The sequence below is a fragment of the Gordonia sp. SGD-V-85 genome (assembly GCF_001456905.1).
GTDB lineage: Bacteria > Actinomycetota > Actinomycetes > Mycobacteriales > Mycobacteriaceae > Gordonia > Gordonia hongkongensis.
In genome coordinates, this window is record NZ_LNQO01000001.1 from 144,062 (window position 1) to 167,736 (window position 23,675).

Consider the following 23,675-nt stretch of genomic DNA (forward strand, 5'->3'; position numbering starts at 1 on the left):
GTACCCACGGCAAACGAAAGGTGTTCAGCATGAAGATCACTCGCAGTTCCATCGGCACCGTCAAAGGACCCGCAGACTGGTTCACCGGCGACGTCTACATCGATGCGGCGGCCGCCTCGCCACCGCCGTCCCGGGTGTCGGCAAGCCTCGTCCATTTCATGCCGGGGGCGCGGACGCACTGGCACCGGCACCCGCTCAGCCAGACGGTCTTCGTCACCGAGGGAATCGGCCTGTGCCAGCGGCGCGGTGGCCCCATCGAGGTCATCCGCCCCGGCGATCGCGTCCTCTTCGAAGCCGACGAGGAGCACTGGCACGGAGCCGCCCCCACCCGCCTGATGGTCCACCTCGCGATCAACGAGGGCGACGACGACCACGATGTCGTGCAGTGGCTGCAACCGGTCACCGACGAGGAGTGCTCGCAGGCGCCGGATCTCGGGATCTGATCAGTCGAACTCGATGACGACCGGGCCCTTCGGGGTCGCCTGACACGTCAGCAGGTAGCCCTCGTCGATGTCCTCGGGTTCCAACGCGATGCCGTTGCCGTGGTCGACGTCGCCTGCGGTCAGGCGGGCCACACACGACCCGCAGTCACCTTCCCGGCAGGAGTACGGCGCGTCGACGTCGGCGGCGAGCAGTGCGTCGAGCAGCACGGTGTCCGAACCGCAGCGGACCGCGCGGACGTCACCGTCGATGTGCACGGTGACCTCGTGGGCGTCGGGCTCGTCGTCGTGTGTCGTGAGGGTGAACGGGTCGCCGGTCAACGACACGTACCTCTCGACATGAATCGCCTCGTGCTGCAGTCCACGCTCGCCGAGGGTGTGCTCGACGAGGTCCATGAACGGCGCCGGACCGCAGATGAAGGCCTCGCAGTCACCGACGCCGGCGACCACGTCGCCGATCGCGTCCGTGGTGGGTAACCCCCGGTCGGCCTCCAGCCAGTGATGCACCCTCAACCGCCCGGGATGACGCTCGGCCAGCCCGTCGATCGCCTCGGCGAAGATCGTCGACTCGCGGTCGCGGTTGGCGTAGAACAGGGTCACCGTCGTGTCGTGGGATTCGAGGGCCGAGCGCAGGATCGACATCACCGGCGTCACGCCGCTGCCGGCCGCGAACAGGTACAACGGGTGCGCCCAGGAGTGCGGCGTGAAAACCCCCGATGGCGGGATGACGTGCAGGGTCAGGCCGGGTTCGGCGTTGTCGCACAACCAGTTCGATCCATAGCCGTCTCGGGTTCGCTTGACGGTGATCGCCGGGGCGGCGTCCACCCCCGGCGCGGTCGACAGCGAATAGCTGCGCGCAACGGAGCCGGTGCGCTCGCTCGGGATGCGCACGGTGACGAACTGTCCGGGCCGATAGTCGGTGCCCGCGGGGAAGTCCAGCACGATCGTGCGTGCCTCCGACGTCTCGTCGCGCACCGCGGTGACGGTCACGTCGACCCCGAGGGTGCGCTCGACGGTCGAGGTGACGGAGCGGGTCATGCCGTGGTCCTGGAGGTGAGCGGGAGAACGCGGTACCAGAGTTCGCCGAGCGCGGTGCCGAGTGCCTCGAGGCGTTCGCGTCGCGGTGTGCTGGCCGGCAGGCCGACGTGGATGTAGGCCATCTGTTCGGTGGCGCAACCCAGGGTCTCGGCGAGCAGCTCGGTGTCGCAGGCCTCGATGGTGCCGTTGGCGACGAGCCGGTCGAGCCAGCGTTCGGTGCGCCGCACGAAGTCGCCCCGCAGATTGAGCCAGAGCTGCTGGAATCCCCGGTTCTCGCTGGCCGCCGCCGCCTCACGGAGCAGTCGCAGCATGTGTCGGCTGCGGGCATAGGCCTGCAGATAGGTGGTGTTGACCTCGATCAGCGACTGCAATTCGCCCTGGGCGCGATCGGGACGCAGTCGTGCGTTCGCCAGTTCCAGCAGGGACGGTCGGAGCGCGGCGAGGAAGATGTCGTCGAGGCTGACGAAATGACGATAGAAGTTGCCCTGGGAGATCTCGGCGCGGTGCGTGATGTCGGAGATCCGGGTGCGGGTGTATCCGTACTCGGTGAAGCACTCGGTGGCTGCCTTGACCAGTTTGTCGCGCGTCTGCTCACCGCGCTTGTTCGCCCGTTTGGCCGGGGCCGCGGTGTGGTCGAGCAAACCGGCCGCCGAGTAGGCCGCGTCGATCCCGTCGTGCGTGTGTGCGTCCGGTCCGGTGTCGGTGCTCATCAGGCCCCCTGCAGAGATCGTGCGGTCATCAGCTGGGCCAGTGGATGCTCGGCCGGGAGCGCCTCGGGCAGATACGACAGCAGCTCCTCGACGTGCTCGTCGACGGACTGCTCGGCACCGAGAGCGTTACCGGCGTAGATCTTTCCGGTCGACCCGTCGACGGTGACAGTCTGCCCGGCGAGGGTGCCGGTCAGCCCGGTGCCGCACCCGACCACGCACGGCACTCCGATCTCGCGGCAGACCAGGGCTGCGTGCGACGTGGTGCCGCCGACCTCGGTGACTACCGCCACGGAGTCGAACATCGCGGGCACATCGGCCGGCGACGTGGAGGGACGGACGAGGACGACGCGCTCGCCGCGGGTCGCGGCGGCACACGCGTCGTCGGTGTCGGTGTACACGACACCGACCGCGGCGCCGGGCCCGGCGCCCGTGCCGGTGGCGAGCACGTCGGCGGAGATGTCCGCCGAGTTGTTCTGCGACAACGACTTCGCCTGCTCGGCGCTGATACGCCCGATGGCGTCGTCCCGGCTGATGAGTCCCTCGCGGACGAGGTCGACGGCGATGCGGACCGCGGCACGCGCGGAGCGCTTTCCCGAGCGGCACTGCAGCATGTACAACGTGCCGCTCTCGACCGTGAACTCGATGTCGACGAGATCGCGGTGTTCGTTCTCGAGCGTTTTCGCGATGGTGGCGAGTTCGGCGTGCAGGTGGGGCGAGTGGGTCCGGAAGGAGTCGATGCTCTCGGGTGTCCGCTCGCCGGAGACGACGTCCTCGCCCTGTGCCCGGGCGAGCCATTCGCCGAACAGCTCGGGTGCGCCGGTGGCCGGGTCGCGGCTGAACACCACGCCGGTCCCGGACTGATCGTCACGGTTGCCGAACACCATGGCCTGGACGGTCACCGCGGTGCCGCCACCCTCACCCAGTCCGTGGTGACGCCGGTAGGCGGCGACGCGTTCGTTGCTCCACGAACCGAACACGGCACCGATCGCCTCGCGCAGCTGGTCATACGGATCGGCGGGTGGTGCCGCGGTGGCGTCGCCGAGCACGATCTCGCCGTACCCGGCGCAGAACCGCTCCCAGGTGTCGAGCGCCCAGTCGGGGTCGCCGGTCGCCTCGGCGAGCTGGGCGGTCAGCTCGCGGGTGAGACCGAGGTTGAGCACGGTGTCCATCATGCCGGGCATGCTCTGGGCAGCGCCCGAGCGCACCGATACGAGCAACGGAAACGGACCGGCGCCGAATAGCTTTCCGGTCTGCTGCTCCAAGACGCGGAGCTGGCCGAGTACCCCCTCCCAGACGTGAATGGGAAGCTGACCGCCTCCTTCGGTGAACTGGGCGCAGACGGGCGTGGTGATGGCGAAGGCCGGCGGGACCGGCAATCCCAGCGACCGCATGCGGTTCACGCTGTAGGCCTTGCCGCCGAGCAGCTCTCGATCGGCCGGCGCGGTTCCGTCCAGTGCGAGGACAGCGGGTGTGGTCATCAGTGGGCCTTTCACTCGGCGATGTCGACCCGGGCGCGGGGTCGAGAGAGGGGAAGGGGGATGGCTGCGGCGCGCAGTGCGGTGAGACCGCCCTCGACGGGCACGTCGATGCCGTTGACCCAGGCGGCATCCGGGCTGAGCAGGAAGTCAATCACCGACGCCGACTCGGCCGCCGTGCCGTGACGGCCGACCATCGACGCCGATCGCGCGATGGCCTCCGCGCCCATCGACTGTTCGAAATCCGACAGGATTGGGGTGTCGGTCGGGCCGGGACTGACCGACAGTGCCCGAATCCCTCGGGACTGCAACGACGCCGACAGTGCGACCGTCCAGTCGACGACCGCGCGCTTGGAGGTGTCGTAGGCCGCGGGGCCGTCGATCTGCACCCGGGACAGCCAGGCGCGCAGTTCTTCTCGATCCCGTACGGCGAGCAGGCCGACGATGTCGTCGTGTGTCAGCGTGTTCCGGTGCGCCGCGATCGAGGCGACGTTGACGACGGCGCCGCCCGCGGACATCCGCTCGAGTGCACGGAACGTCAGGGCCCGCAGACCCAGGGTGTTGACCGCCAGGACCGTCTCCGCCGGGGCGGTGCCGGGGACCCCGGCGACATTGGCCAGCGCGTCGATGTGGTCGGGCAGCTCAAGTGCTGCAACCGCTTCCAAGTCGGACAGGTCTGTGAGAACCGAGTGGGCGCGGTCGTCCGGGCAGCGGGCGATGTCGATGGCGACTACTCGCGTGCCGGGTGCCCGATCGAGAAGTCGTTGTACCAGCGCGAGGCCGATGCCCGAGGCGGCTCCGGTGACGGCCACGGTGCGTGCGGCGGGTGTCGGACGTGTCATGCCATCACCGCCTGGATCTCGGTGAACTCGGCGATGCCCGCACTGCCCAGCTCACGTCCGTAGCCCGAGTTTCTGAGTCCCCCGAAGGGCACGGCCGGCCGTTCGCGGGTGCGTACACCGTTGACCTTGACCTGGCCGACTTCCAACTGGGTTGCGACTTCCAGGGCATGATCTCGGTCGGCGGACCACACCTCGGCCGACAGGCCGTACTGGCTGTCGTTGGCCAGCGTGATCGCCTCGGTGACGTCGCGGTAGTACTGCACCACCAGTACGGGGCCGAAGATCTCCTCGCGGACCGCGGCGGCGGTGGGGTCGAGATCGCCGAAGACGATGGGGGAGACGAACGAACGGGAGTCGCCGATGCCGAGACGCTGTCCGGTACCGGCGATCACCCGGGCGCCGACCCGGCGTGCCTCATCGATGCGGTCGAGAACTCGTCGCGCGTGCGCCGCGGAGGCGAGCGGACCGTGAGTGGTGTCCAGCGCGGTCGGGTCGCCGAACACGAATCGTCCGAGTGCGGCGTCGATCAGGGGCTCGATGCGGTCGGCGTGTGCGGCGGGCACCACGAGCCTACTGGTGGCGTTGCACGCCTGGCCGGAATTGACCAACCCGGACGCCAAAATGCGCGGCACCACGGCGTCGAGGTCGGCGTCGGGTAGGACAACGGCGGGGGATTTGCCGCCGAGTTCGAGTGTGGTGCGTGCCAGCGACTCCGCGGCCGCTGCGGCGACAGCCTTGCCACCGCGGACGCTGCCGGTGAACGACACGTGGGCGATGTCCGGGTGCGCGGCGAGAGCCTGGCCGGTGACCGGTCCGGTGCCGTTGACGATGGCGAAGGCACCCGCGGGGAGGCCCGCGTCGATGAAGCACCCGCGGACGAGGGCGGCGTCGAAAGGGGTTGCCTCGGCGGGTTTGAGAACGACGGTGCAGCCCGCGGCGAGTGCGGCCGCGACCTTCGCGATGATCTGATGCACCGGCATGTTCCACGGGGTGATCGCCGCCACGACACCGCCGGCCACGCGGCGCACGATCGCCCCGTCGGCGACCTGCTCCCAGGGGAAGCTCTCGGCCGCGTCCGCGGTCGCCCGCAGCACCGTCGCCGGCAGCGCCTGCTGTGTCGCGGTGGAAAGCGTGGTGGGCATACCCATTTCGGCGGTCACCAGTGCCGCGATCCGGTCGCCGCGTCGATCGATGAGATCGGCGGTCGCCCGCAGGACGGCGGCTCGCTGCGCCGGCGGCATCTGTGCCCACGCCGGCAGGGCGTCCGCCGCGGCGGCCACCGCCTCGTCGACGATGTCCTTCCCGGCTTCACGGGTCGCACCGATCTCCTGGTCGGTGAACGGGTTGATCACCGGGATCGGGGCGCCGTCGGCGAGATCCCGGTCTCCGATCAGGGCGGCCGGCCCGGTCCCGAGGCCGGTGATCCCGGCCAGTTCGCCGATCGCGCTCATCGAGTGGCCTCGATTCGGACCGGAAGAGTCTTGATGCCACGGAAGAAGTTGCTCTGCAACCGGTTCGGCGCATCGAGGACGGTGATGCCGAGTCCGCGCTCTACGAGGCGGGTGAAGAACAGACGTGCCTCCAGGCGCGCGAGGTTGGAGCCGAGGCAGGCGTGCGCGCCCCATCCGAAGCCGAGGTGCTCGTTGGGGAACCGGTTGCCGATGAATGTCTCCGGGTCGTCGAAGGTGCGCTCGTCGCGGTTGGCCGAGCAGAACCACATCACGACCTTGTCTCCCTCGCGGATTGTCTTGCCGTGCATCTCGATGTCGCGGGTGGCGGTACGGCGCATCGACAGCACCGGCGAGACCCAGCGGACCATCTCCTCGACGACCACCCTGATCTTGGCGGGGTTCTCGCGCATGAACTCCCACCACTGCGGATTCTCGGCGAGGACGTTGACGCCGCCGGACAGCAGGTTCCGGGTTGTTTCGTTACCGGCGACCATGAGGATCAAATAGTAGGCGTCGAGGTAACCGCGGGACAGGGGTACGCCGTCGAGCTCGGCCGCGGTCAGCACACTGATGAGATCGTCGGCGGGGCATTCGCGACGCAGCTTCTCCAGTCCGCGGAAATAGTCGAAGACCTCGTCCCGTGCTGCCACCGCGGTCTCCGGGCCCTCGGAGTAGTCGGGGTCCTCACTGGCCATCTGGTTGGTCCATCGCAGCAGATTGGGGCAGTCCTCGAGCGGTGCGCCGAGCAGCCGCCCGATCATCACCAACGGGAGCTGCGCGGCTATGGACGCGACGAAGTCGATGCCGCCTGCGCCGGTGTGAGCGTCGAGCAGCTCGTCGATGACTGCGACGATGTCGCCTTCGAGCGACTTGAGCTTGACCGGCCGCACGTGCGGGGTGACGATCCCGCGCAGTTTGCCGTGCTCGGGCGGATCGACGTGGTGGATGCTGCGAGCGCCCTCGCCCTCAGCGCGTCGGCTGGCGATCTGCGTGCCCTGTGTGACGGTGAAGTCCTCGGCGTTGGAGGCCACGGCCTTGACGTCCTCGTAGCGGGTCACCGACCAGAACCCCGGCCCGTCGGGTTCGGTGTTCCAGTGCAACGGGTCCTGGGTACGCAGCCGCGCGAACACGTCATGATCGACACCGGCCGCGAACGGGCGGAGATCCATCAGGTCGATGTCGTCAGCGATGGTCATGTCTTCTCCAATGGACTCTCGTTTGTGACTGCACTTTCACTAAACCATAGTCTATGGTGTGTTGTGAACCACAACAATACAAAAGTCGAAGATTGCCTACCTGCAGCAACTGGCGGTTGCGGCCCGAGAAGGCAATGCGACTATTAATTCGCAAACAGGAGTGATGTGTACCCACCGTCCACTGCGCGTGCGTACCCCGATGCCGTCGCCTATGTCATGGCGGGGTCGGGGGAGCGCATCACCTACGCCGAACTCGATCGCCGATCGAACCGACTCGCTCGATTCTGGTGGTCGCGCGGCGTTCGTCCGGGCGACTCGGTCGTCCTTGTCCTGGAGAACAGTCTGGCCTGGCCCGTGGCAGTCGCTGCCGGGATGCGCAGCGGTCTGTACGTGACGCCGGTGAACTGGCATCTCAAGCCGGCCGAGCTTGCCGCCCTCATCCGGGAGGACCGCCCGGCTGCCATCGTCACCAGCACGGCGCTCGCGGCGCAGGTCGTTGCCGCGGTCGGCGACAAGAACCTGGATCGGACCGTGATCGTGTGCGCCGACGGCCCGGCGGACGGGTGTGTCGCGTTGGCCGACGCGCTCGCCGACCAGTCGTCCGAGCCCTTGGAGCGGGAGTTGCTCGGCGCGCGGGTGCTCTACAGCGGCGGAACCACCGGACGGCCGAAGCGGTTCGCTCAGCCGCTGCTCGGCGTGCATCCCGCGGATGCCCCGCGCCGGCACTCGGGCCTCGTCGACGAGCTCGGCGTCGGAGCCGACTCGGTCCTACTGTCGCCCGCCCCGAACTATCACGCGGCGCCGTTCACCTTCCAGCTGATCACGCTGGCGGCCGGCGGCACCGTCGTGTGCATGGAGAAGTTCGACGCCGCGGTGGCGATGCGAGCGATCACCGAATACTGTGTGACGCACTCACAATGGGTGCCGACCATGCTGATCCGCCTGTTGAACCTGCCCGACCGGGAGTCGATCGCACTCTCCCCGCGGCATCGGGTGGCCTTCACCTCGGGCGCCCCTTGTCCGCCGCATGTCAAAGAAGCGATCTTCGACTGGTGGGGTCCGGTTCTCCACGAGTACTACGGCGCATCCGAGGGATACGGGCACACCTACATCTCGCCGACGGACGCCCGGTCGCATCCGGGGTCGGTCGGTCGGCCTTTGGGTACCGCACGGGTGCACATCACCGACTCAACGGGCGCCGACGTCGGGCCCGGCGTCGAGGGCACGGTGTGTTTCGAGGCCGCCGACGGCCACGACAGGCCGGCCGAGGCCTCACGACCGGCGTTGAAGCAGATGGGCGACATCGGGTATCTCGACGATGACGGATTCCTCTACCTCGTCGGCCGCCGAGGTTTCATGATCATCTCCGGCGGGGTCAACATCTATCCCGAGGAGATCGAATCGGCACTGCTGGCGCACCCGGCGGTCGCCGACGTGGCGGTGGTCGGGGTGCCGGACGCCGAGTTCGGCGAGTCGGTCAAGGCGGTCGTCGAGGTGCGCCCCGGCGCGTCGGTGAGTGAAGACGACCTGATCGCCCATGCGCGCGAACACCTGGCGCACTTCAAGGCGCCCCGGTCCGTCGAGTTCACCACCGACTTACCGCGCCTACCCACTGGCAAGCTCGACAAAAGGCGGCTCGTTGATCGGTTCGCCTCCCCCGGGGCCGCGGCCGATCCGCGAACCGAAACACCCACGGCACCGGAAACTTCGACGATGTCCGAAGATCCGTCACAGCAAGGAGAAAGAGTATGACGACCGAGACCTCCACCGCCCACTTCGACGTGCTGCATGCCCTCAAGGTGAAGGGGCTCGCGACCGACGACACCCTGACCGCGCTGACCGGGCTCGACGCGGACACGCGCGACGCAATCGTCGGGGAGCTCGCCGACGCCGGATTCGTGATGCGTCGCGAGGGCGGCCGGATCTCGGGGACCATGATCACCCCGGCCGGGAAGGCCGAGCACGGGCGCCTGTCCGCGGAGTTCCCGTTGAACGAATCCGAACGTGCTGCGGTGGACACCTTTCACGAGGGCTTCGGGCAGATCAACGGCGATTTCAAGAAGGTGTGCGCCTCGTGGCAGATCCGCCCGGACGAGACCCCCAACGATCACGCCGATGCCAACTACGACGCATCCGTCATCGCCGATCTGGACCGGATTCATCACCGGATCGCGCAGGCGCTCGACGAGGTCGGCGCCGAGATCCCGCGACTCGGCCGCTACCGGGGTCGGCTGTCGGCGGCGCTGGAGAAGGTCCACGGCGGGGACACCGCCGCATTCGCGCGCCCGATGTACGACAGCTACCACGACATCTGGATGGAACTACACCAGGATCTGCTGCTGACCTCGGGTCACCAGCGTGGCGCGGGTGACGAGTGAGGGCCTGGCAGGGTTCTTCGTAACATCACGACGCCAGAGCCGCCCGTCATCCGATGCCGGGCGGCTCGAACGTCTTTCGCGGTGAGTCGGCTTTCTGTCGCCGGTGGGTCAGCGCAGTTGCGCGAGCCCGACCTCGTCGTCCCGCGTGATCGCCTGTCGCAGTGCGGTTTCCGCGTCACCCAGGGAGTCGTTGTCCGCTACGACCCCGCGCAGAGTGGTCACCGAGACATACCCGTCCGCCACTGCGGCGCTGTCGGTGCCGTCGCGGAACCCGCTCTGCCGCTCCTCGCGATTGATCAGCAGGCCGCTCTCGGTGCGGGACAGCCGCAAGGTGAACATGCTCCGGCTCGCCAGTGCGGACACCCGGATGCCGCGCAGTGCGGTGAAGTTGACGTCGGGAACGTTGACGTTCAACGTCATCGGGGCGGCAGGGGTTTCGGCCATCCATCCGACGACGCGCTCGGTCACCGCTGCCGCGGTGTCATAGCGGTGGTGTGGGGCGAACCCGCAACTGACCGCGACGCCGCTGACACCCGCCACTCGCGCGGCCAGCACGGCGCCCACCGTGCTCGAGAACAGGATCGACCGCCCGGTGTTGTGGCCTTCGTTGATCCCGCTGACGACGAGCTCGGGCGGCGGCCCGAAGGCGCCGGCGCAGAAAGCCACCGCGGTCAACGCAGGCGGACAGTCGAGAGCGAAGACCGGGGTGTCGCCGAGATCGGGGAGGCGGTGTTCGGTCGTGGCGATCAGTGCGCCGTCCTCGATCGTGCCCAGGGAACTCCCGCTACCGCTCCGCTCGGAGCTCGGCGCGCCGACGACTACGTCGTGTCCGGCGGAGATCAGCGCCGTGGCCACCGCGATCAACCCATCGGCGTCGTAGCCGTCGTCGTTGGTGACCAGCACACGCATCTGAACTCTCCTCCCGACAGCTCGTCCGGTACCGCGCCGTCTGGATGAATAGTGACTCACCCATCACATATATGTCCAGCCACGGTCGCGCACTGGAGGTAAAAGACGTGCACAGAACCTTGTGTTCGCGACTCGAATGGTTGACAACGTGAGTGGGGTCACACAATAATGTGACGCAGCGTTCGCTAACCACGAACTTGTGGTTACGAGATGCGGAAGCGGGCCGAGGACTCGGCCGCTCGCTCATGACCAACTGGAAGGACGCCGGACATGACCGCCTGGCCGATCTCGAATGAGACCTCGAAACTGTTCCCCCTGTACTCCCGCGCCAACGTCGGCGAGATTTTCCCGGACCCGATCACCCCGTTGAACGCGTCCCTCGGGTTCCAGCACACGCTGGAACCCGGATGGCGCGACGCGTTCGTGGCGTGCGGCGTCTGGGACGACGACCTCTACGACGACGCAGTGGCCTTCAACATCCTCCCGGCCTTCGGCAGCTACCTCTACATCAACATGTCGTTGATGCGGCTGTTCGGCGTGCGCGTTCCCGGTATGAGCGCCGAGGCCGTCGATCTGCAGTACTTCGGGGACATGCCCGGCATCCCGAGTTACGAGAGCGAGAAGCGCGACTTCGACGAGAACGCCGAGTACGAGGCGAAAGCCGGTGCCTGGCTCAACGAGCAGGTGCTCGGCGCGACCGACCTGGCCGCATACGACGTCGATCGCGACGAGGTCGACGAGATCCGCCGCACGCGACCGGACCTGACACAGCTGTCGGACGGCGAACTCGTCGAGCGGATGAACTCGTTCGAGACCCTGCTTCGTCGGCTCTTCAAGCACCACATCGAGGCCAGCCTGAAGTGCGGTGTCGGACTCGGTGCCATCGCGCAGCTGGCGGAGGCGGTTGGCAAACCGGAACAGGCACTCACCCTGGTGGCCGGCCTGGGCAACGTCGACTCCGCAGGCCCCTCGCTGCGGATGTGGGAACTGAGCCGTCAGGCTCAGCATCCCGATGTCGCAGCCCTGTTCGATGCCGGCACCAAGGGGCTCTACGCCAAGCTCAAGGCCTCGGAGTCGCAGGCGGTCGGCGCCTTCACCGCGCAGTTGGATGCGTTCCTCGCCGACTGGGACTTCCGTGGACCTGCTGAGTGGGAGATCCGCGCGATCACATGGGGCGTCGACCCCGACCTCGCCCTCGCGACGATCGAGACGATGCGCGACGTTCCGGATGAGGAAGCGCCAGAGGCCAAGTCGGCACAGCGGTCCGCGCAGCGTGACGCCGCCGCGGCGGCGATCCGGGAGATGCTCGCCGGCGACGCCGAGACCGCAGGCCAGTTCGAGGCAGTGCTGAACGCGTCGGCACTGTGGATGCGCGGCCGCGAACGTGGTCGCACGACAGCGGCGATGCTGATTCACGAATTGCGCCTGCCCGCACTGGAACTCGGCCGTCGCTTCGCGGACCGGGGTGCGATTGACGCGCCACGTCAGATCTTCATGCTCTTCGCCGACGAGCTGGCGAGTTTCCTCGACGACCCGGCGTCGTACCGCGACACCCTCGTCGAACGCGAAAAGGGGTACCTGGACCTGTTCGACCGCACCCCGCCGTTCGTCGTCGACGGCACCCCGCCGCCGGTCTCGGAGTGGCCGCTGCGGTCGGAGTCCAACGTTTCCGCAGCCTCCGCCGGCGACACCATCACCGGTGTCCCCGCGTGTGGAGGTGTCGCGCGCGGAAGGGCGCGGGTGCTGACCGAGGCCGCCGACCCGTCGGCCCTCGAGCCCGGCGACATTCTCATCGCGCCGATCACCGATCCGTCGTGGACGCCGCTGTTCGTCACCGCGGCGGCGGTCGTCGTGGACGTGGGCGCTCCCTTCTCGCATGCCGCGATCGTGAGCCGCGAACTCGGCATCCCGTGCGTCGTGTCGGCCACCGAGGCAACACGGCGCATCACCGACGGCGCGACCGTCGAGGTCGACGGCACCGCAGGCACCGTCACTCTCCTCTGAGGTTCCTCCTCGGAATTCGACTCGGCCGGCCCCGAGAGGGCCCAACCCCTCGGGGCCGGCCGCTCCATTCGGCGCACCCGCCGCGATCGCCCGACTTGCTTCGCCGTGGGCATCGTGCCGGTCGGTCCCGCGCCGACCATCTCCATGTTAAGACGCCGAACCCGGCGTCGGTCTGCGCGTCAACGAAGGAGTCCGATGCACGCCTCTGACATCTGTCCCACCTGGCTCGACACCGTGCTCACCACGACCGGTACCAAAGACGGCACGGTGGCGATCACCGACGTCGCCACCAGCCCCATCGGTACCGGCCAGGTCGCCGACAGCATCCGGACGACGGTCAGCTACGCCGCACCCACGTCCGCCCCGTCGTCGTTCGTCATCAAGGTCACCTCCGACAAGGAGCAGAGCCGTGCGGCCGGCCGGAGTGAATTGAACTACCTGCGCGAGGTGCGCTTCTATCAGGAGATCGCGCCGAACCTGCAGGTCCGCGTCCCGCGCTGCTTTCACGGTGAGATCGACTCCAACAACACCGAATTCGCGCTCGTACTCGAAGACCTGACCCCGGCTCGGCCCGGGAACCAGCTCGCCGGGTGCACCGTCGGCGAGGTGCGGCTCGCGGTCGAGCAGGCTGCGGGCATCCACGGACCGTACTGGGGATCGGCGCAACTCGCCGGCACGTCGTGGCTCGACATCTCCGACACCTACTGGGCCCGCTTCACCGAGATGATGCCCGAGTGGTGGGCCGGATTCGTCGCCCGGTACCGAAACCGGTTGTCCGCGGCCGACATCGAACTCGGAACGGCCTTTACCGAGCGTATCGCCGATTACTACTCCGCACTGCGTACGATGCCGTTCACGATTCAGCACGGTGACTACCGGCCGGACAATGTCCTCTTCGATGCGGCAGGTGGCGACGTGCCCCTCGCGGTTCTCGATTGGCAGACGGTGATCTTCGCGCCCGGCGTCGTCGATGTCGCCTACTTCATCGGCGGCGCGCTGGATCCGGCGACCCGCCGGGAATCCGAAAGCGAGTTGCTCGCGCACTACCACCGATGCCTCGTCGAACACGGCGTCACGGATTACTCACTGACCGAACTGATGCGGGACTATCCGGTCGGCACCTTCCAGAACCTGGTGATCGGCGTCGCCGCCGCCATGCTCGTCGCGCGATCCGATCGGGGTGACGACCTCTTCACGGCCATGGTGACCAACTCGCTGGCGCATGCCCGCGACCACGATGCGCTCGCGCGGATCATCGCGCTGAGCGAGCAAGGAGCAGTGCATGTCTGACACGGTCACGCACGAGCATCGACCGCCGACCGGCACACCCGCAATCGGTACCGAACGACTGGGGTTCTATACGCTCGGCGGGCACGTCGCCGACCCACGGGACATGCTGGGAGAACTCGAGCACGCCGAGCGTCTCGGTCTCGGGCAGGCATTCATCTCCGAGCGGCTCAACGTGAAAGAGGCGTGTGCCCTGTCCGGGGCTGCCGGCGCCGCGACCGACCGCATCGGGATCACCACGGCGGCAACCAACATCAACACCCGCCACCCGGCGATCACTGCGGCCTTCGCGACCACCATGCATCGCCTCACCCGTGGTCGCTTCACCCTCGGCGTCGGTCGGGGCCTGCGTCCCCAGATCGCGGGTCTCGGCCTCTCGCACACGACCACCGCGCAACTCGAAGAGTTCGCTCATCTGATGCGTCGACTGTGGCGTGGCGAGACCGTGACCGACTACGACGGGGCGCTGGGCCGGTTCCCGGCGATCAAGCTCGATCCCACCTTCGACGAGGACATCAGGCTGGCCACGACGGCGTTCGGGCCCGAGACCCTCGCCATGGCCGGCCGAGCCTATGACCTGGTGGTGTTGCACACCTTCTTCTCCGATGAGACGACGGCCCGAGTCGTACGCACCGTCAAGGACGCCGCGGCTGCGGCGGGCCGCGACCCCGACTCGGTCGAGGTGTGGTCGTGCTATGCCACCGTTACCGATGAACTCGACGAACAGGTCATCCTGAAGAAGACCGTCGGCCGGATCGCCACCTACCTCCAGGTCTACGGGGACCTTCTGGTGTCCACCAACAGGTGGGATGTGGCCGCGCTGAACAGGTTCCGGGAATCCGAGGTGGTGCGCGAGCTACCGGGATGGGCCGATGCAGTCGGGGACACCGCGACCTTCGAGCGCCTTCGCGACGTGATCCCCGCCGAGTGGCTCGACTGCGCGGCCATGGGGACGCCGCGGCACTGCGCCGAGAAGGTCCGTGCCCAGTTCGACCTGGGTGTCGACGGCGTGATCATGCACGGTGCGACCCCCACCGAGCTCGACAGCACTGTCACCGAATTCGTCGCTCTCGGCAGTTGACCGATGAGCACCCACCAGAAAGTCATCACATGAGCACTGGCGCAGTACGACTCGTCGAACGCTACGTCTACGAACTGTACAACGACGAGCAGATCGACCTGGTCGACGAGATCTGCGGCGACCCGATGACGCGCCATGGGGCGGGCAGCATCCGGTCACTCAGTCGACGCGAGCAACGAGAGCGCATCGTCGCCGACCTCGCCGAGCATCAACCGAAGTTCACCGTGGTCACGCTCGTCGGCGACGAGACCTACGCATCTCTCACGTGGAATGCCGAACGACTCACGACGGGTGAGCGCCTCTGTGGCATCGAAATTTTCAAAGTTCACGACGGGGTCATCACCGATGTGTGGAATCCCGACTACCTCGAAGGGTCCTGGTCATGACGCTGACGACACCGAAGCTGATCGACACCACCGACGACATCACTGCACCCTGGCTGGAGGAGGTCCTCGGCCACGCCGGGCACGACACGTCTATTGCGTCCATCGCGATCGAGCCGATCGGCGCGGGCAACGTCAGCGACACGGTACGCGTGAGCATCGCCTATGCCAGGCAATGTCCCGGAGCGCCGTCCGCGGTCGTGATCAAGCTGCGGCCCCGCGACCCCGATGTACACGCGCACGGATTGCGCAGTGGCGCATACCACCGGGAGATCGGCGCGTACGTCGACATCTCGGCGCGGAACGCCTGCCGAATCCCGCTGAAGTACTGGGTGGCGGGAGACGAGACCACGATCAATCTGGTGATGGAGGACCTCAGCACGAGTGCCGTTGCGGGAAACCAGGTTCAGGGCGCGACCGTCGAGGACGCGACGGCGGTGCTGACCGAACTCGCCAATGTGCACTCGGAGTTCCATCCGATGGACACCGCCACCGCGCCGGCATGGATGATCCGGCTGAGCGATGTCTGCGACTACTGGTCCGACGCCGCCGAACGCGGGGCGGGTGAGGCGTTGACCCGGTTCGCCGACGACCTTCCCAACGATCATCTCGAGGCGATCCGGCGGGCGATCGAGCTCGTCCGGGTGTGGCACCTGCTCCCGCAAGAGCACCTCACCTTCACCCACGGTGACCCCCGCGTGGACAACGTGCTGTTCGAGTCAGTCGGAGACGTCCGACGCGCGGTCTTGATCGACTGGCAGGTCACCGGACTCCGCAACCCCATGTACGACGTCGGTTACTTCATGTCCGGCAGCGTCGACGTCGCAGATCGGCGAGCGCACGAACGTCGGCTGATCACCCACTACGCGGAGACCTTCGCGAAAAAGTCCGCCGGTTACGACGAGGCCACCGCGTTGCGGGACTACCGTGTGCAACTGCTCAGTGGCCTCTACATCACTCTCGCCGCGATCGACGTACTACCCGACAACGAGACGGTCAACACCCTCATTCTCGCGTTGCTGCGCCGAAACTGCGCCGCGGTGGTCGATTGGGACTCGGTGGCACAGGTTCGTGCTCACGCGGGGGACACCGCTTAGCCGCGTTGCGCCGCGGTCCGCAGGACCCGGACGCACGACACGACATGCCCGCCCCGGCCTCCGCGGTACCCACCGCGACATCGCCCCGAGCGTGGTGCGAACACGGCATCGCCGAGTCCGAATCGCACGGTTTCGGCCACGTTCCGACGCGCCGTACTCGCGCGTAGCGATTTGACTCGTAAGAATCACAGCGTCGAACCACCCCGCGCGTCCCGGATCGCCACTGAGCTGGGCCGCTGCGCTGTACCGTACCTGCGGACCTTCAACCGCACGACGACGACGTGAATGGAGCCGGTGTTGTTTTCTCGTATCGCCATCGTGAACCGAGGTGAGGCCGCGATGCGGCTCATCCACGCCGTTCGGGGCCTCTCGGAAGAGACCGGGCAACCCATCGAGGTCATCGCGCTGCACACCGACGTGGATCGCAATGCCACGTTCGTACGTGAGGCGGACGTCGCATACGACCTCGGGCCTGCCGCGTCGCGTCCGTACCTGAACATGAAGGTGCTCGAGCACGCCCTGCTGGAGACCGGTGCCGACGCGGCATGGGTCGGTTGGGGCTTCGTGGCCGAGGATCCGCTGTTCGCCGAACTCTGCGACCGCATCGGCGTCACCTTCGTCGGGCCGTCGGCCGAGGCGATGCGCAAACTGGGCGACAAGATCGGCGCCAAGCTCATCGCCGAAGAAGTTGGCGTCCCGGTGGCGGCGTGGAGCCGAGGCGGTGTGGACACCCTCGACGAAGCCGTGGCCGCGGCAGCCCAGATCGGCTACCCGCTGATGCTGAAGGCCACCGCCGGCGGTGGTGGCCGCGGCATCCGCAAGGTCACCAGCGATGCCGATCTCCGTGACGCCTACACCCGCACCCGCGAGGAGGCCGAGCGCGCCTTCGGCAGTGGCGTGGTGTTCCTGGAACGACTCGTCACCGGTGCGCGCCACGTCGAGGTCCAGGTCATCGCCGACGGCCAGGGCACCGCGTGGGCCTTGGGCGTCCGCGACTGCTCGGTTCAGCGGCGCAACCAGAAGATCATCGAGGAATCGGCGTCGCCGGTCCTGCCCGCCGATCGGGTCGCCGAGCTCAAGGCGTCGGCCGAGCGGCTCGCCGTGGCCGTGGGATACCGCGGCGCGGCCACCGTCGAGTTCCTCTACCACCCGGGCGAGAACCTGCTCGCGTTCCTCGAGGTCAACACCCGCCTGCAGGTGGAACACCCCATCACCGAGGCGACGACCGGCTTCGACCTGGTCCGTGCCCAGCTGCACGTGGCGTCGGGCGGCCGCCTCGAGGGTGAGCCCCCGGTCGAGCGCGGGCATGCCATCGAAGCCCGCCTCAACGCCGAGGATCCCGACCGCGACTTCGCCCCCGCGCCCGGCCGTATCGACCTGCTCGAGCTGCCCGCCGGCCCCGGTATCCGCGTCGACACCGGCGTCAGCGAGGGCGACACCATCCCCGCCGATTTCGACTCGATGATCGCCAAGATCATCGCCTACGGACGGAACCGCGACGAGGCCCTCGGCCGCCTCCGCCGGGCCATGCGCGAGACCCGCGTGATCATCGCCGGCGGCGCGACCAACAAGAGCTTCGTGCTGGAGCTGCTCGCGCAGCCGCAGGTCATCGACGGCAGCGCGGACACCGGCTGGATCGACCGCGTGCGTGCCGAGGGCGGCCTCGTCGCCAACCGGCACTCGGCGATCGCGCTGATCGCCGCCGCCATCGACGCGTACGAGGAAGAGGAACTCGTCGAGCGGCAGCGGCTGATGTCGACGGCCTCCGGCGGTCGTCCGCAGGTGCAGCACGACAGCGGCCGTCCACTCGATCTGAAGCTGCGCGGCGTCGCGTATCGCGTCCGGGTCGGGGCCATCGGCGCGCATCGTTTCCGCGTGACCATCGAGGCGCCGGGCGAGATCCGGACCGCCGATGTCGACCTCGAACGCTTCGACGAGCACGCCGCGCAGCTCGTGGTCAACCGGGTGCGCTACCGCCTGCTCACCGACACCCACGGACCGATCCACCTCGTCGACGTGGACGGCGTCACCCACCGCGTCAGCCGAGACGAGGGCGGTGTGGTGCGCTCGCCCGCGCCGGCGCTCGTCGTCGCGACGCCGCTGCAGGCCGGCGACGAGGTCGACGCGGGTGCCCCCATCCTCGTACTGGAGAGCATGAAGATGGAGACCGTCCTGCGCGCGCCGGTGCGGTCGCGCGTCAAGGAGTGCGCGGTGTCGGTCGGCACCCAGGTGGAGACGGGCGCGACCCTGATGCGCCTCGAACCGCTCGCCGACGACGAGGACGACGCCGTCGAGGAGGTGGCCGCCGACGCCGTCGACCTGGAGCTGCCTGCCGAGCTCGAGGTCGATCCCACCGAACGCACCACCCGTAGTCAGGAAGACCTCCGCAGCCAGCTGCTCGGCTTCGACGTCGACCCGAACCACCGGATGCGCCTGCTCGACGAGTACCTCGCCGTCCGGCGCGCCGCATTCGACAGCGGCCGTCGTCCGCTGGCCGACGAGCTCGAACTGGTGACGGTGTTCGCCGACCTGGCCGAGCTGAGCCAGAACCGGCCGTCGAGTCATGAGGTCGGTGTCGAGCACGTGCACAGCGCACGCGAGAACTTCCACACCTACCTGCAGAGTCTCGACGTCGAACGCGACGGCCTGCCCGCGGCGTTCCACGACCAGCTGAGCCGCGCGCTCAGCCACTACGGCGTGACCGACCTCGAGCGCACCCCGGAGCTCGAGGCCGCGGTGTTCCGGATCTTCCTCGCGCTGCAGAACCCGAACGACTCGGCCGCGGTGATCAGCTCGCTGCTCCTTGAATGGCTCGACGAGCCGACCCCGCGCGACGAACTGCGCGACGCGGTGGGCACGGCCCTCGACCGCCTCGTCGCCGCCACCCAGGTCCGCTTCCCGGCCGTCGCCGACCTCGCCCGCGGCGTCATCTACGCCTGGTACGGCCAGCCGCTGCTGCTGCGCGACCGCGCCCGCGTCTACAGCAATGTGCGCAAGCAGCTCAAGTACCTCGACGAGAACCCCGACGCCGCCGACCGCACGAGCCGCATCGACGACATGGTGCGCAGCACCGAACCGCTCGTCCGGCTTCTCGGTCAGCGCATCGAGCGGCACGCCGACAACACGGTGATGCTCGAGGTTCTGACCCGGCGTTACTACGGCAACCGCGGCCTCGCCGACATCCGGATCCGGGAGGCCGGCGGGGCGACGTTCGTGGTCGCCCAGCGAGATGCCGGTGACATCGCTTCGGCCGCAGTCGGTTTCGACGCCCTGCCGGCGACGATCGGCGGACTCGCCGAACTCGCCCGCGACACCGCCGCGGTCGATGCCGACATCTACCTGGCGTGGGAGCAGCAACCCGACGACTTCGACGTGCTCGCCGGGACACTGCACGACATCGTCGCCACCAGTTCGCTTCCGCCGCAGGTGCACCGCGTCACCATCACGGTCGCCGGCAGCGCCGATGCGCGGATGCATCACCACGTGACCTTCCGGCCGTCGGCGACGGGTATGGCCGAGGAACGCCTGATCCGCGGACTGCACCCCTACATCGCACAGCGCATGCAGATGGAACGGCTCCGCAAGTTCGACCTCACCCGACTGCCGTCGTCGGACGACGAAGAGGTCTACCTCTTCCGTTGTGTCGCACGGGAGAACGCGTCGGATCGCCGTCTCGTCGCCTTCGCGCAGGTCCGCGACCTGACCGCACTGCGCGACCAGGACGGCCGCCTGCTGACGCTGCCGACCGCCGAAGCCGCACTCGCGTCGTGCGTCGACTCCATCCGGCGCGCGCAGCGCGGCTCCACCAACCTGTCCAGCGCCAACCGGATCATCATGTACGTGTGGCCGCCGATCGACGTCGACGCCGACGTCCTCGACGCGATCGCCGACCACATCCGCGGCACGACACAGGGAGTCGGGCTCGAAGAGGTCCAGCTCATCGCGCGGCGCCGCGACCGCGACACCGGCGAGCTGAGCAAGGTTTCGGTCCACTTCTCGGTCAACCCCACCGGCGGGTTCGACGTCCGGGTCGTCGACCCGACCGACGAGCCGATCGAACCGGTCGACGAGTACCGCCAGAAGGTGCTGCGGGCAGCGAAGCGCAACACCGTCTACCCGTACGAATTGGCCGCCATCCTGGGCGATTTCACCGAGTACGACCTCGACGCCGAGCAGCGTCTGGTGCCGGTCGACCGGGCCAAGGGCCGCAATTCGGCGGCGATCGTCGCCGGTGTGGTCACCACACCGACCGAGAAGTACCCGCGCGGCGTCACCCGCGTGGTCTTGCTCGGCGACCCGACGAAATCGCTGGGCGCGCTGGCGGAACCGGAGTGCAGCCGGCTGGTCGCGGCGCTCGACCTCGCCGAGCAGATGCAGGTCCCGCTCGAGTGGTACGCACTGTCGTCGGGCGCGCGGATCTCCATGGATTCCGGCACGGAGAACATGGACTGGATCGCCCGGGCGCTGAAGCGCATCGTCGAGTTCACGCAGGCCGGCGGTGAGATCAACATCGTCGTGGCCGGCATCAACGTGGGCGGGCAGCCGTACTGGAACGCCGAGGCGACGATGCTCATGCACACCAAGGGCATCCTCGTGATGACACCGGAGTCGGCCATGGTGCTCACCGGCAAGCAGTCGCTGGACTTCTCCGGCGGTGTGTCGGCGGAGGACAACTTCGGCATCGGCGGTTACGACCGCGTCATGGGCCCCAACGGCCAGGCGCAGTACTGGGCGCCGAATCTCGGTGCCGCACGGGATCTTCTGATGGCTCACTACGAGCACACCTACGTGGCGTCGGGCGAGCAGACCCCGCGTCGCGCGATCACGAGCGACCCGGTGGACCGCGACATCTCCGACTACCCGCACGTCCTGGCGGGCAGCGACTTCACCACGGTCGGACAGATCTTCTCGGCGGCCACCAATCCGGACCGCAAGAAGCCGTTCGACATCCGCACGGTGATCCGCGCCGTCGCCGACCAGGACCACCCGGTGCTGGAGCGCTGGGCGGGGATGGCCGACGCGGAGACCGCGGTCGTGTGCGATCTGCACATGGGCGGAATCCCGGTGTGCCTGTTGGGTATCGAGTCGAGGGAGGTGCCGCGCCGGGGATACACCCCCACGGACGGTCCCGACACCTACACGGCCGGCACGCTGTTCCCGCAGTCGTCGAAGAAGGCGGCGCGCGCGATCAACGTGGCCAGCGGAAACCGACCGCTCGTGGTGTTGGCGAACCTGTCCGGTTTCGACGGATCGCCCGAATCGTTGCGCAAGCTGCAACTCGAGTACGGCGCGGAGATCGGCCGCGCAATCGTGAACTTCGAGGGTCCCATCGTGTTCTGCGTGATCTCGCGCTACCACGGTGGAGCGTTCGTGGTGTTCTCGAAGGCGTTGAACCCCAACATGACCGTGCTCGCGATCGACGGTTCGTTCGCGTCGGTCCTCGGCGGTGCCCCCGCGGCGGCAGTGGTGTTCGCCGGCGACGTGGCCAAGCGGGTGAGTGCCGACGCGCGGGTGCGTGAGCTCGAAGCCGAGACCGCCCAGGCCACCGGCCCGGACCGCTCACGGCTCAACGCCGAGCTGGCCGATCTGCGTCAGTCGGTGCGCGCGGAGAAGATCAGCGAGATCGCTGCGGAGTTCGACGCGGTGCACAGCATCCGCCGCGCCGTCGAGGTCGGCTCGGTCGACGCGGTCATCCAGGCCGAGGAGCTCCGGCCCCAGATCATCGGCGCGATCGAGAAGTCGCCGGCGTGGGGTCGGCAGGACTCGCAGGTGGCCAGCTCCTAGAAGTCCTTTGCTTCCTGAGGTGCGCGAATGCCGCGCACCTCAGGAAGCGGGATCACCCGCGCTCGGCGATCTCCTTGATCGCGGCGAGAGTGGCCGGGATGCCCGACAGTGCTGCGTCGCGACGCTGCTCGAGTTGGGCGTCGGCGTCGTCGCCGAACCGTTGCGCGAACAGCTCGAAACCGGCCGGTTGAACGGCCCAGGACTCGGTCAGCGTCGTCCCGTCGTCGTCGGGTTCGATCGTGTACGACCACCGCACGGCGTCGCCGTTGACCATCCAGGCGAACTCGACGGGCTCCTGTGCGGCGACCACCCGCGACTGGGTCTCCCACACCCGCTCGGGTGTCTCGTTGCGGCCGAAGAACCACGCGCCCACCTCCGGTCCGGTCGCGGGCTCCTTCCACCAGCACGCCTTGCAGATCGGGCTCCACTCGCCGGTGCGAGCGATGTCGGTCACCAGATCCCAGACCTGCTGCGGCGTGGCGTCGATGTGGATGGACTCGGAACGGGTGAATCGAGCACTGCGGTCGATGTCGCTGGTCGTCATGGGCCCTTCCTGCGGTCGCGTACCGACCATCCTAGGGAGGGCGCCGCTCAGGGCGCGATGGTCCGGTACCGGGACGGGCTGACCCCGAAGGTCCGGCTGAACGCACGACTGAAGTGCGACGGGTCGCGGAACCCGACCTGTGCGCAGATGTCGGCGACGCCCAGATCGCTCTGGACGAGCAGGTTACGGGCCCGGTCGAGCCGCCGGGCGTAGAGCCACGCCCGAGGTGTGGTGCCGGTCGTGCTGAACAGCTTGTGGACGTAGCGCACCGACATCCCGAGCTCTGCGGCCACCAGTGCGATGGTGTGGTCAGGATCGTGGAGGTGATCGGCCATCGCGTTCTGGACCGCGCGGAGGTCGGCGGCGTGTATCCGGTCGGTCGCGGTGCGAGGTGAGACCTGCTCGGTCATCGCGCCGGCGACCATGTCGAGGACCGCGCTCGCCACCGTGCTCGACGACGGCACGGAGACGCCCTGGACCTGGGCCGCGACATCGACCAGGAAGTTCGACACCAGCCGTCCGATGCCCGAGTCGACCGCGATCGCGCGGCCCGTCGCGTCGTCGACGACGTCGTGGGTTGCCCGCGCGATGAGCTGTTCCCGCGGGGCGCGCACGACGATCTGCTCGAACTCGGTTGCGCCACTGACGACGAAAGGTGCAGTGGCGTCGATGATCCCGAAGGCGCCGTGTTCCAGCAATCCGGTGCGCTCACCCTGTGAGATCGTCGCGGCCCCCTGGGTGATGAGGCACAGCAGATAGTCGTCGGCCGGATCGGATTCGATCATCGCCGGCGTGCGCACGACGGTGTGCGGATCGGCGCGGACCACGCTGACCGACAGGGCGCCGACGGGTCGGGCGACGATCTGTGCGGTGAACGGGCGTCGGTCCTGGGGCCAGTCGATGTCCATCTCGCAGAAGGTGGCGTCGAGGGCCTCGGCCCACCGCACCCGGCCCTCGGCACTCGCAAGCTCGCGGGTGCTCAGTTCCACGGATCCGGCGGTGCGCGCGGAGTCATCCATCGGTGCATTCGCAGTCATTCTCTCCCACCACCTCCAC

General features: G+C 68.2%; 18 protein-coding genes. 9 read left to right on the forward strand and 9 right to left on the reverse strand.

Annotation, left to right across the window (positions count from 1 at the left end):
• Window positions 1-29: 29 nt before the first annotated feature.
• Window positions 30-443, forward strand: a complete 414-nt coding sequence (locus AS181_RS00635) for a (R)-mandelonitrile lyase (protein ID WP_058249941.1) — start codon at window positions 30-32, stop codon at window positions 441-443.
• Here the strand turns inward: AS181_RS00635 and AS181_RS00640 are convergent, their stop codons facing one another.
• The 6 genes from AS181_RS00640 to AS181_RS00665 are packed head-to-tail and all read right to left on the reverse strand — an operon-like array spanning window position 444 to window position 7,152.
• Window positions 444-1,478 (reverse strand): ferredoxin--NADP reductase, encoded by a 1,035-nt coding sequence (locus AS181_RS00640; RefSeq protein ID WP_058249686.1) that lies wholly within the window; start codon window positions 1,476-1,478, stop codon window positions 444-446. It abuts the gene before it with no gap.
• A complete protein-coding gene (locus AS181_RS00645; protein ID WP_058249687.1) occupies window positions 1,475-2,188 on the reverse strand; it encodes a TetR/AcrR family transcriptional regulator in 714 nt (237 codons plus the stop codon). Before AS181_RS00645 ends, AS181_RS00640 begins: the two co-directional genes overlap by 4 nt.
• Window positions 2,188-3,666 carry a pyruvate, phosphate dikinase gene (locus AS181_RS00650; RefSeq protein ID WP_058249688.1) on the reverse strand — a complete coding sequence of 493 codons (1,479 nt, stop codon included), beginning with the start codon at window positions 3,664-3,666 and terminating at the stop codon, window positions 2,188-2,190. The genes AS181_RS00645 and AS181_RS00650 overlap by 1 nt, the downstream gene beginning before the upstream one ends.
• Window positions 3,667-3,677: 11 nt before the next feature.
• Window positions 3,678-4,505, reverse strand: coding sequence for an SDR family oxidoreductase (locus AS181_RS00655; RefSeq protein WP_058249689.1), 828 nt, complete (start codon window positions 4,503-4,505; stop codon window positions 3,678-3,680).
• A complete protein-coding gene (locus tag AS181_RS00660; RefSeq protein ID WP_058249690.1) occupies window positions 4,502-5,956 on the reverse strand; it encodes an aldehyde dehydrogenase family protein in 1,455 nt (484 codons plus the stop codon). Before AS181_RS00660 ends, AS181_RS00655 begins: the two co-directional genes overlap by 4 nt.
• Entirely contained in the window at window positions 5,953-7,152 is a 1,200-nt protein-coding gene (locus AS181_RS00665; protein ID WP_058249691.1) for a cytochrome P450, read from the reverse strand. The genes AS181_RS00660 and AS181_RS00665 overlap by 4 nt, the downstream gene beginning before the upstream one ends.
• 165 nt (window positions 7,153-7,317) lie before the next feature.
• Between AS181_RS00665 and AS181_RS00670 the strand changes: the two genes are divergently transcribed.
• Window positions 7,318-8,904, forward strand: a complete 1,587-nt coding sequence (locus AS181_RS00670; RefSeq protein WP_058249692.1) for an AMP-binding protein — start codon at window positions 7,318-7,320, stop codon at window positions 8,902-8,904.
• Window positions 8,901-9,530 (forward strand): hypothetical protein, encoded by a 630-nt coding sequence (locus AS181_RS00675; RefSeq protein ID WP_058249693.1) that lies wholly within the window; start codon window positions 8,901-8,903, stop codon window positions 9,528-9,530. The genes AS181_RS00670 and AS181_RS00675 overlap by 4 nt, the downstream gene beginning before the upstream one ends.
• Window positions 9,531-9,638: 108 nt before the next feature.
• On the opposite strand, the gene surE is transcribed toward AS181_RS00675, so the two are convergent.
• Window positions 9,639-10,439 (reverse strand): 5'/3'-nucleotidase SurE, encoded by an 801-nt coding sequence (gene surE / locus AS181_RS00680; protein ID WP_058249694.1) that lies wholly within the window; start codon window positions 10,437-10,439, stop codon window positions 9,639-9,641.
• 270 nt (window positions 10,440-10,709) lie between these two features.
• On the opposite strand from surE, the gene AS181_RS00685 reads away from it, so the two are divergent.
• The 6 genes from AS181_RS00685 (at window position 10,710) to AS181_RS00710 (ending at window position 22,075) form a co-directional block, all read left to right on the forward strand.
• Complete coding sequence (locus AS181_RS00685; protein WP_058249695.1) at window positions 10,710-12,443, forward strand: PEP-utilizing enzyme; 1,734 nt, start codon at window positions 10,710-10,712, stop codon at window positions 12,441-12,443.
• 195 nt (window positions 12,444-12,638) lie between these two features.
• Window positions 12,639-13,733 carry a phosphotransferase gene (locus AS181_RS00690; protein ID WP_058249696.1) on the forward strand — a complete coding sequence of 365 codons (1,095 nt, stop codon included), beginning with the start codon at window positions 12,639-12,641 and terminating at the stop codon, window positions 13,731-13,733.
• Window positions 13,726-14,811, forward strand: coding sequence for a TIGR03857 family LLM class F420-dependent oxidoreductase (locus tag AS181_RS00695; protein ID WP_058249697.1), 1,086 nt, complete (start codon window positions 13,726-13,728; stop codon window positions 14,809-14,811). Before AS181_RS00690 ends, AS181_RS00695 begins: the two co-directional genes overlap by 8 nt.
• Window positions 14,812-14,840: 29 nt before the next feature.
• Window positions 14,841-15,197 (forward strand): hypothetical protein, encoded by a 357-nt coding sequence (locus AS181_RS00700; RefSeq protein ID WP_058249698.1) that lies wholly within the window; start codon window positions 14,841-14,843, stop codon window positions 15,195-15,197.
• On the forward strand, window positions 15,194-16,291 hold the full coding sequence (locus AS181_RS00705) for a phosphotransferase (RefSeq protein WP_058249699.1): 1,098 nt from the start codon (window positions 15,194-15,196) through the stop codon (window positions 16,289-16,291). The genes AS181_RS00700 and AS181_RS00705 overlap by 4 nt, the downstream gene beginning before the upstream one ends.
• A 285-nt stretch (window positions 16,292-16,576) precedes the next feature.
• The gene (locus tag AS181_RS00710) at window positions 16,577-22,075 is read left to right on the forward strand and encodes an ATP-binding protein (protein ID WP_058249700.1); all 5,499 of its coding nucleotides are present in this window, start codon (window positions 16,577-16,579) and stop codon (window positions 22,073-22,075) included.
• A gap of 52 nt (window positions 22,076-22,127) precedes the next feature.
• Here the strand turns inward: AS181_RS00710 and AS181_RS00715 are convergent, their stop codons facing one another.
• On the reverse strand, window positions 22,128-22,619 hold the full coding sequence (locus AS181_RS00715) for an SRPBCC family protein (RefSeq protein WP_058249701.1): 492 nt from the start codon (window positions 22,617-22,619) through the stop codon (window positions 22,128-22,130).
• 47 nt (window positions 22,620-22,666) lie between these two features.
• Complete coding sequence (locus AS181_RS00720; RefSeq protein WP_058249702.1) at window positions 22,667-23,656, reverse strand: AraC family transcriptional regulator; 990 nt, start codon at window positions 23,654-23,656, stop codon at window positions 22,667-22,669.
• Window positions 23,657-23,675 lie beyond the last annotated feature (19 nt).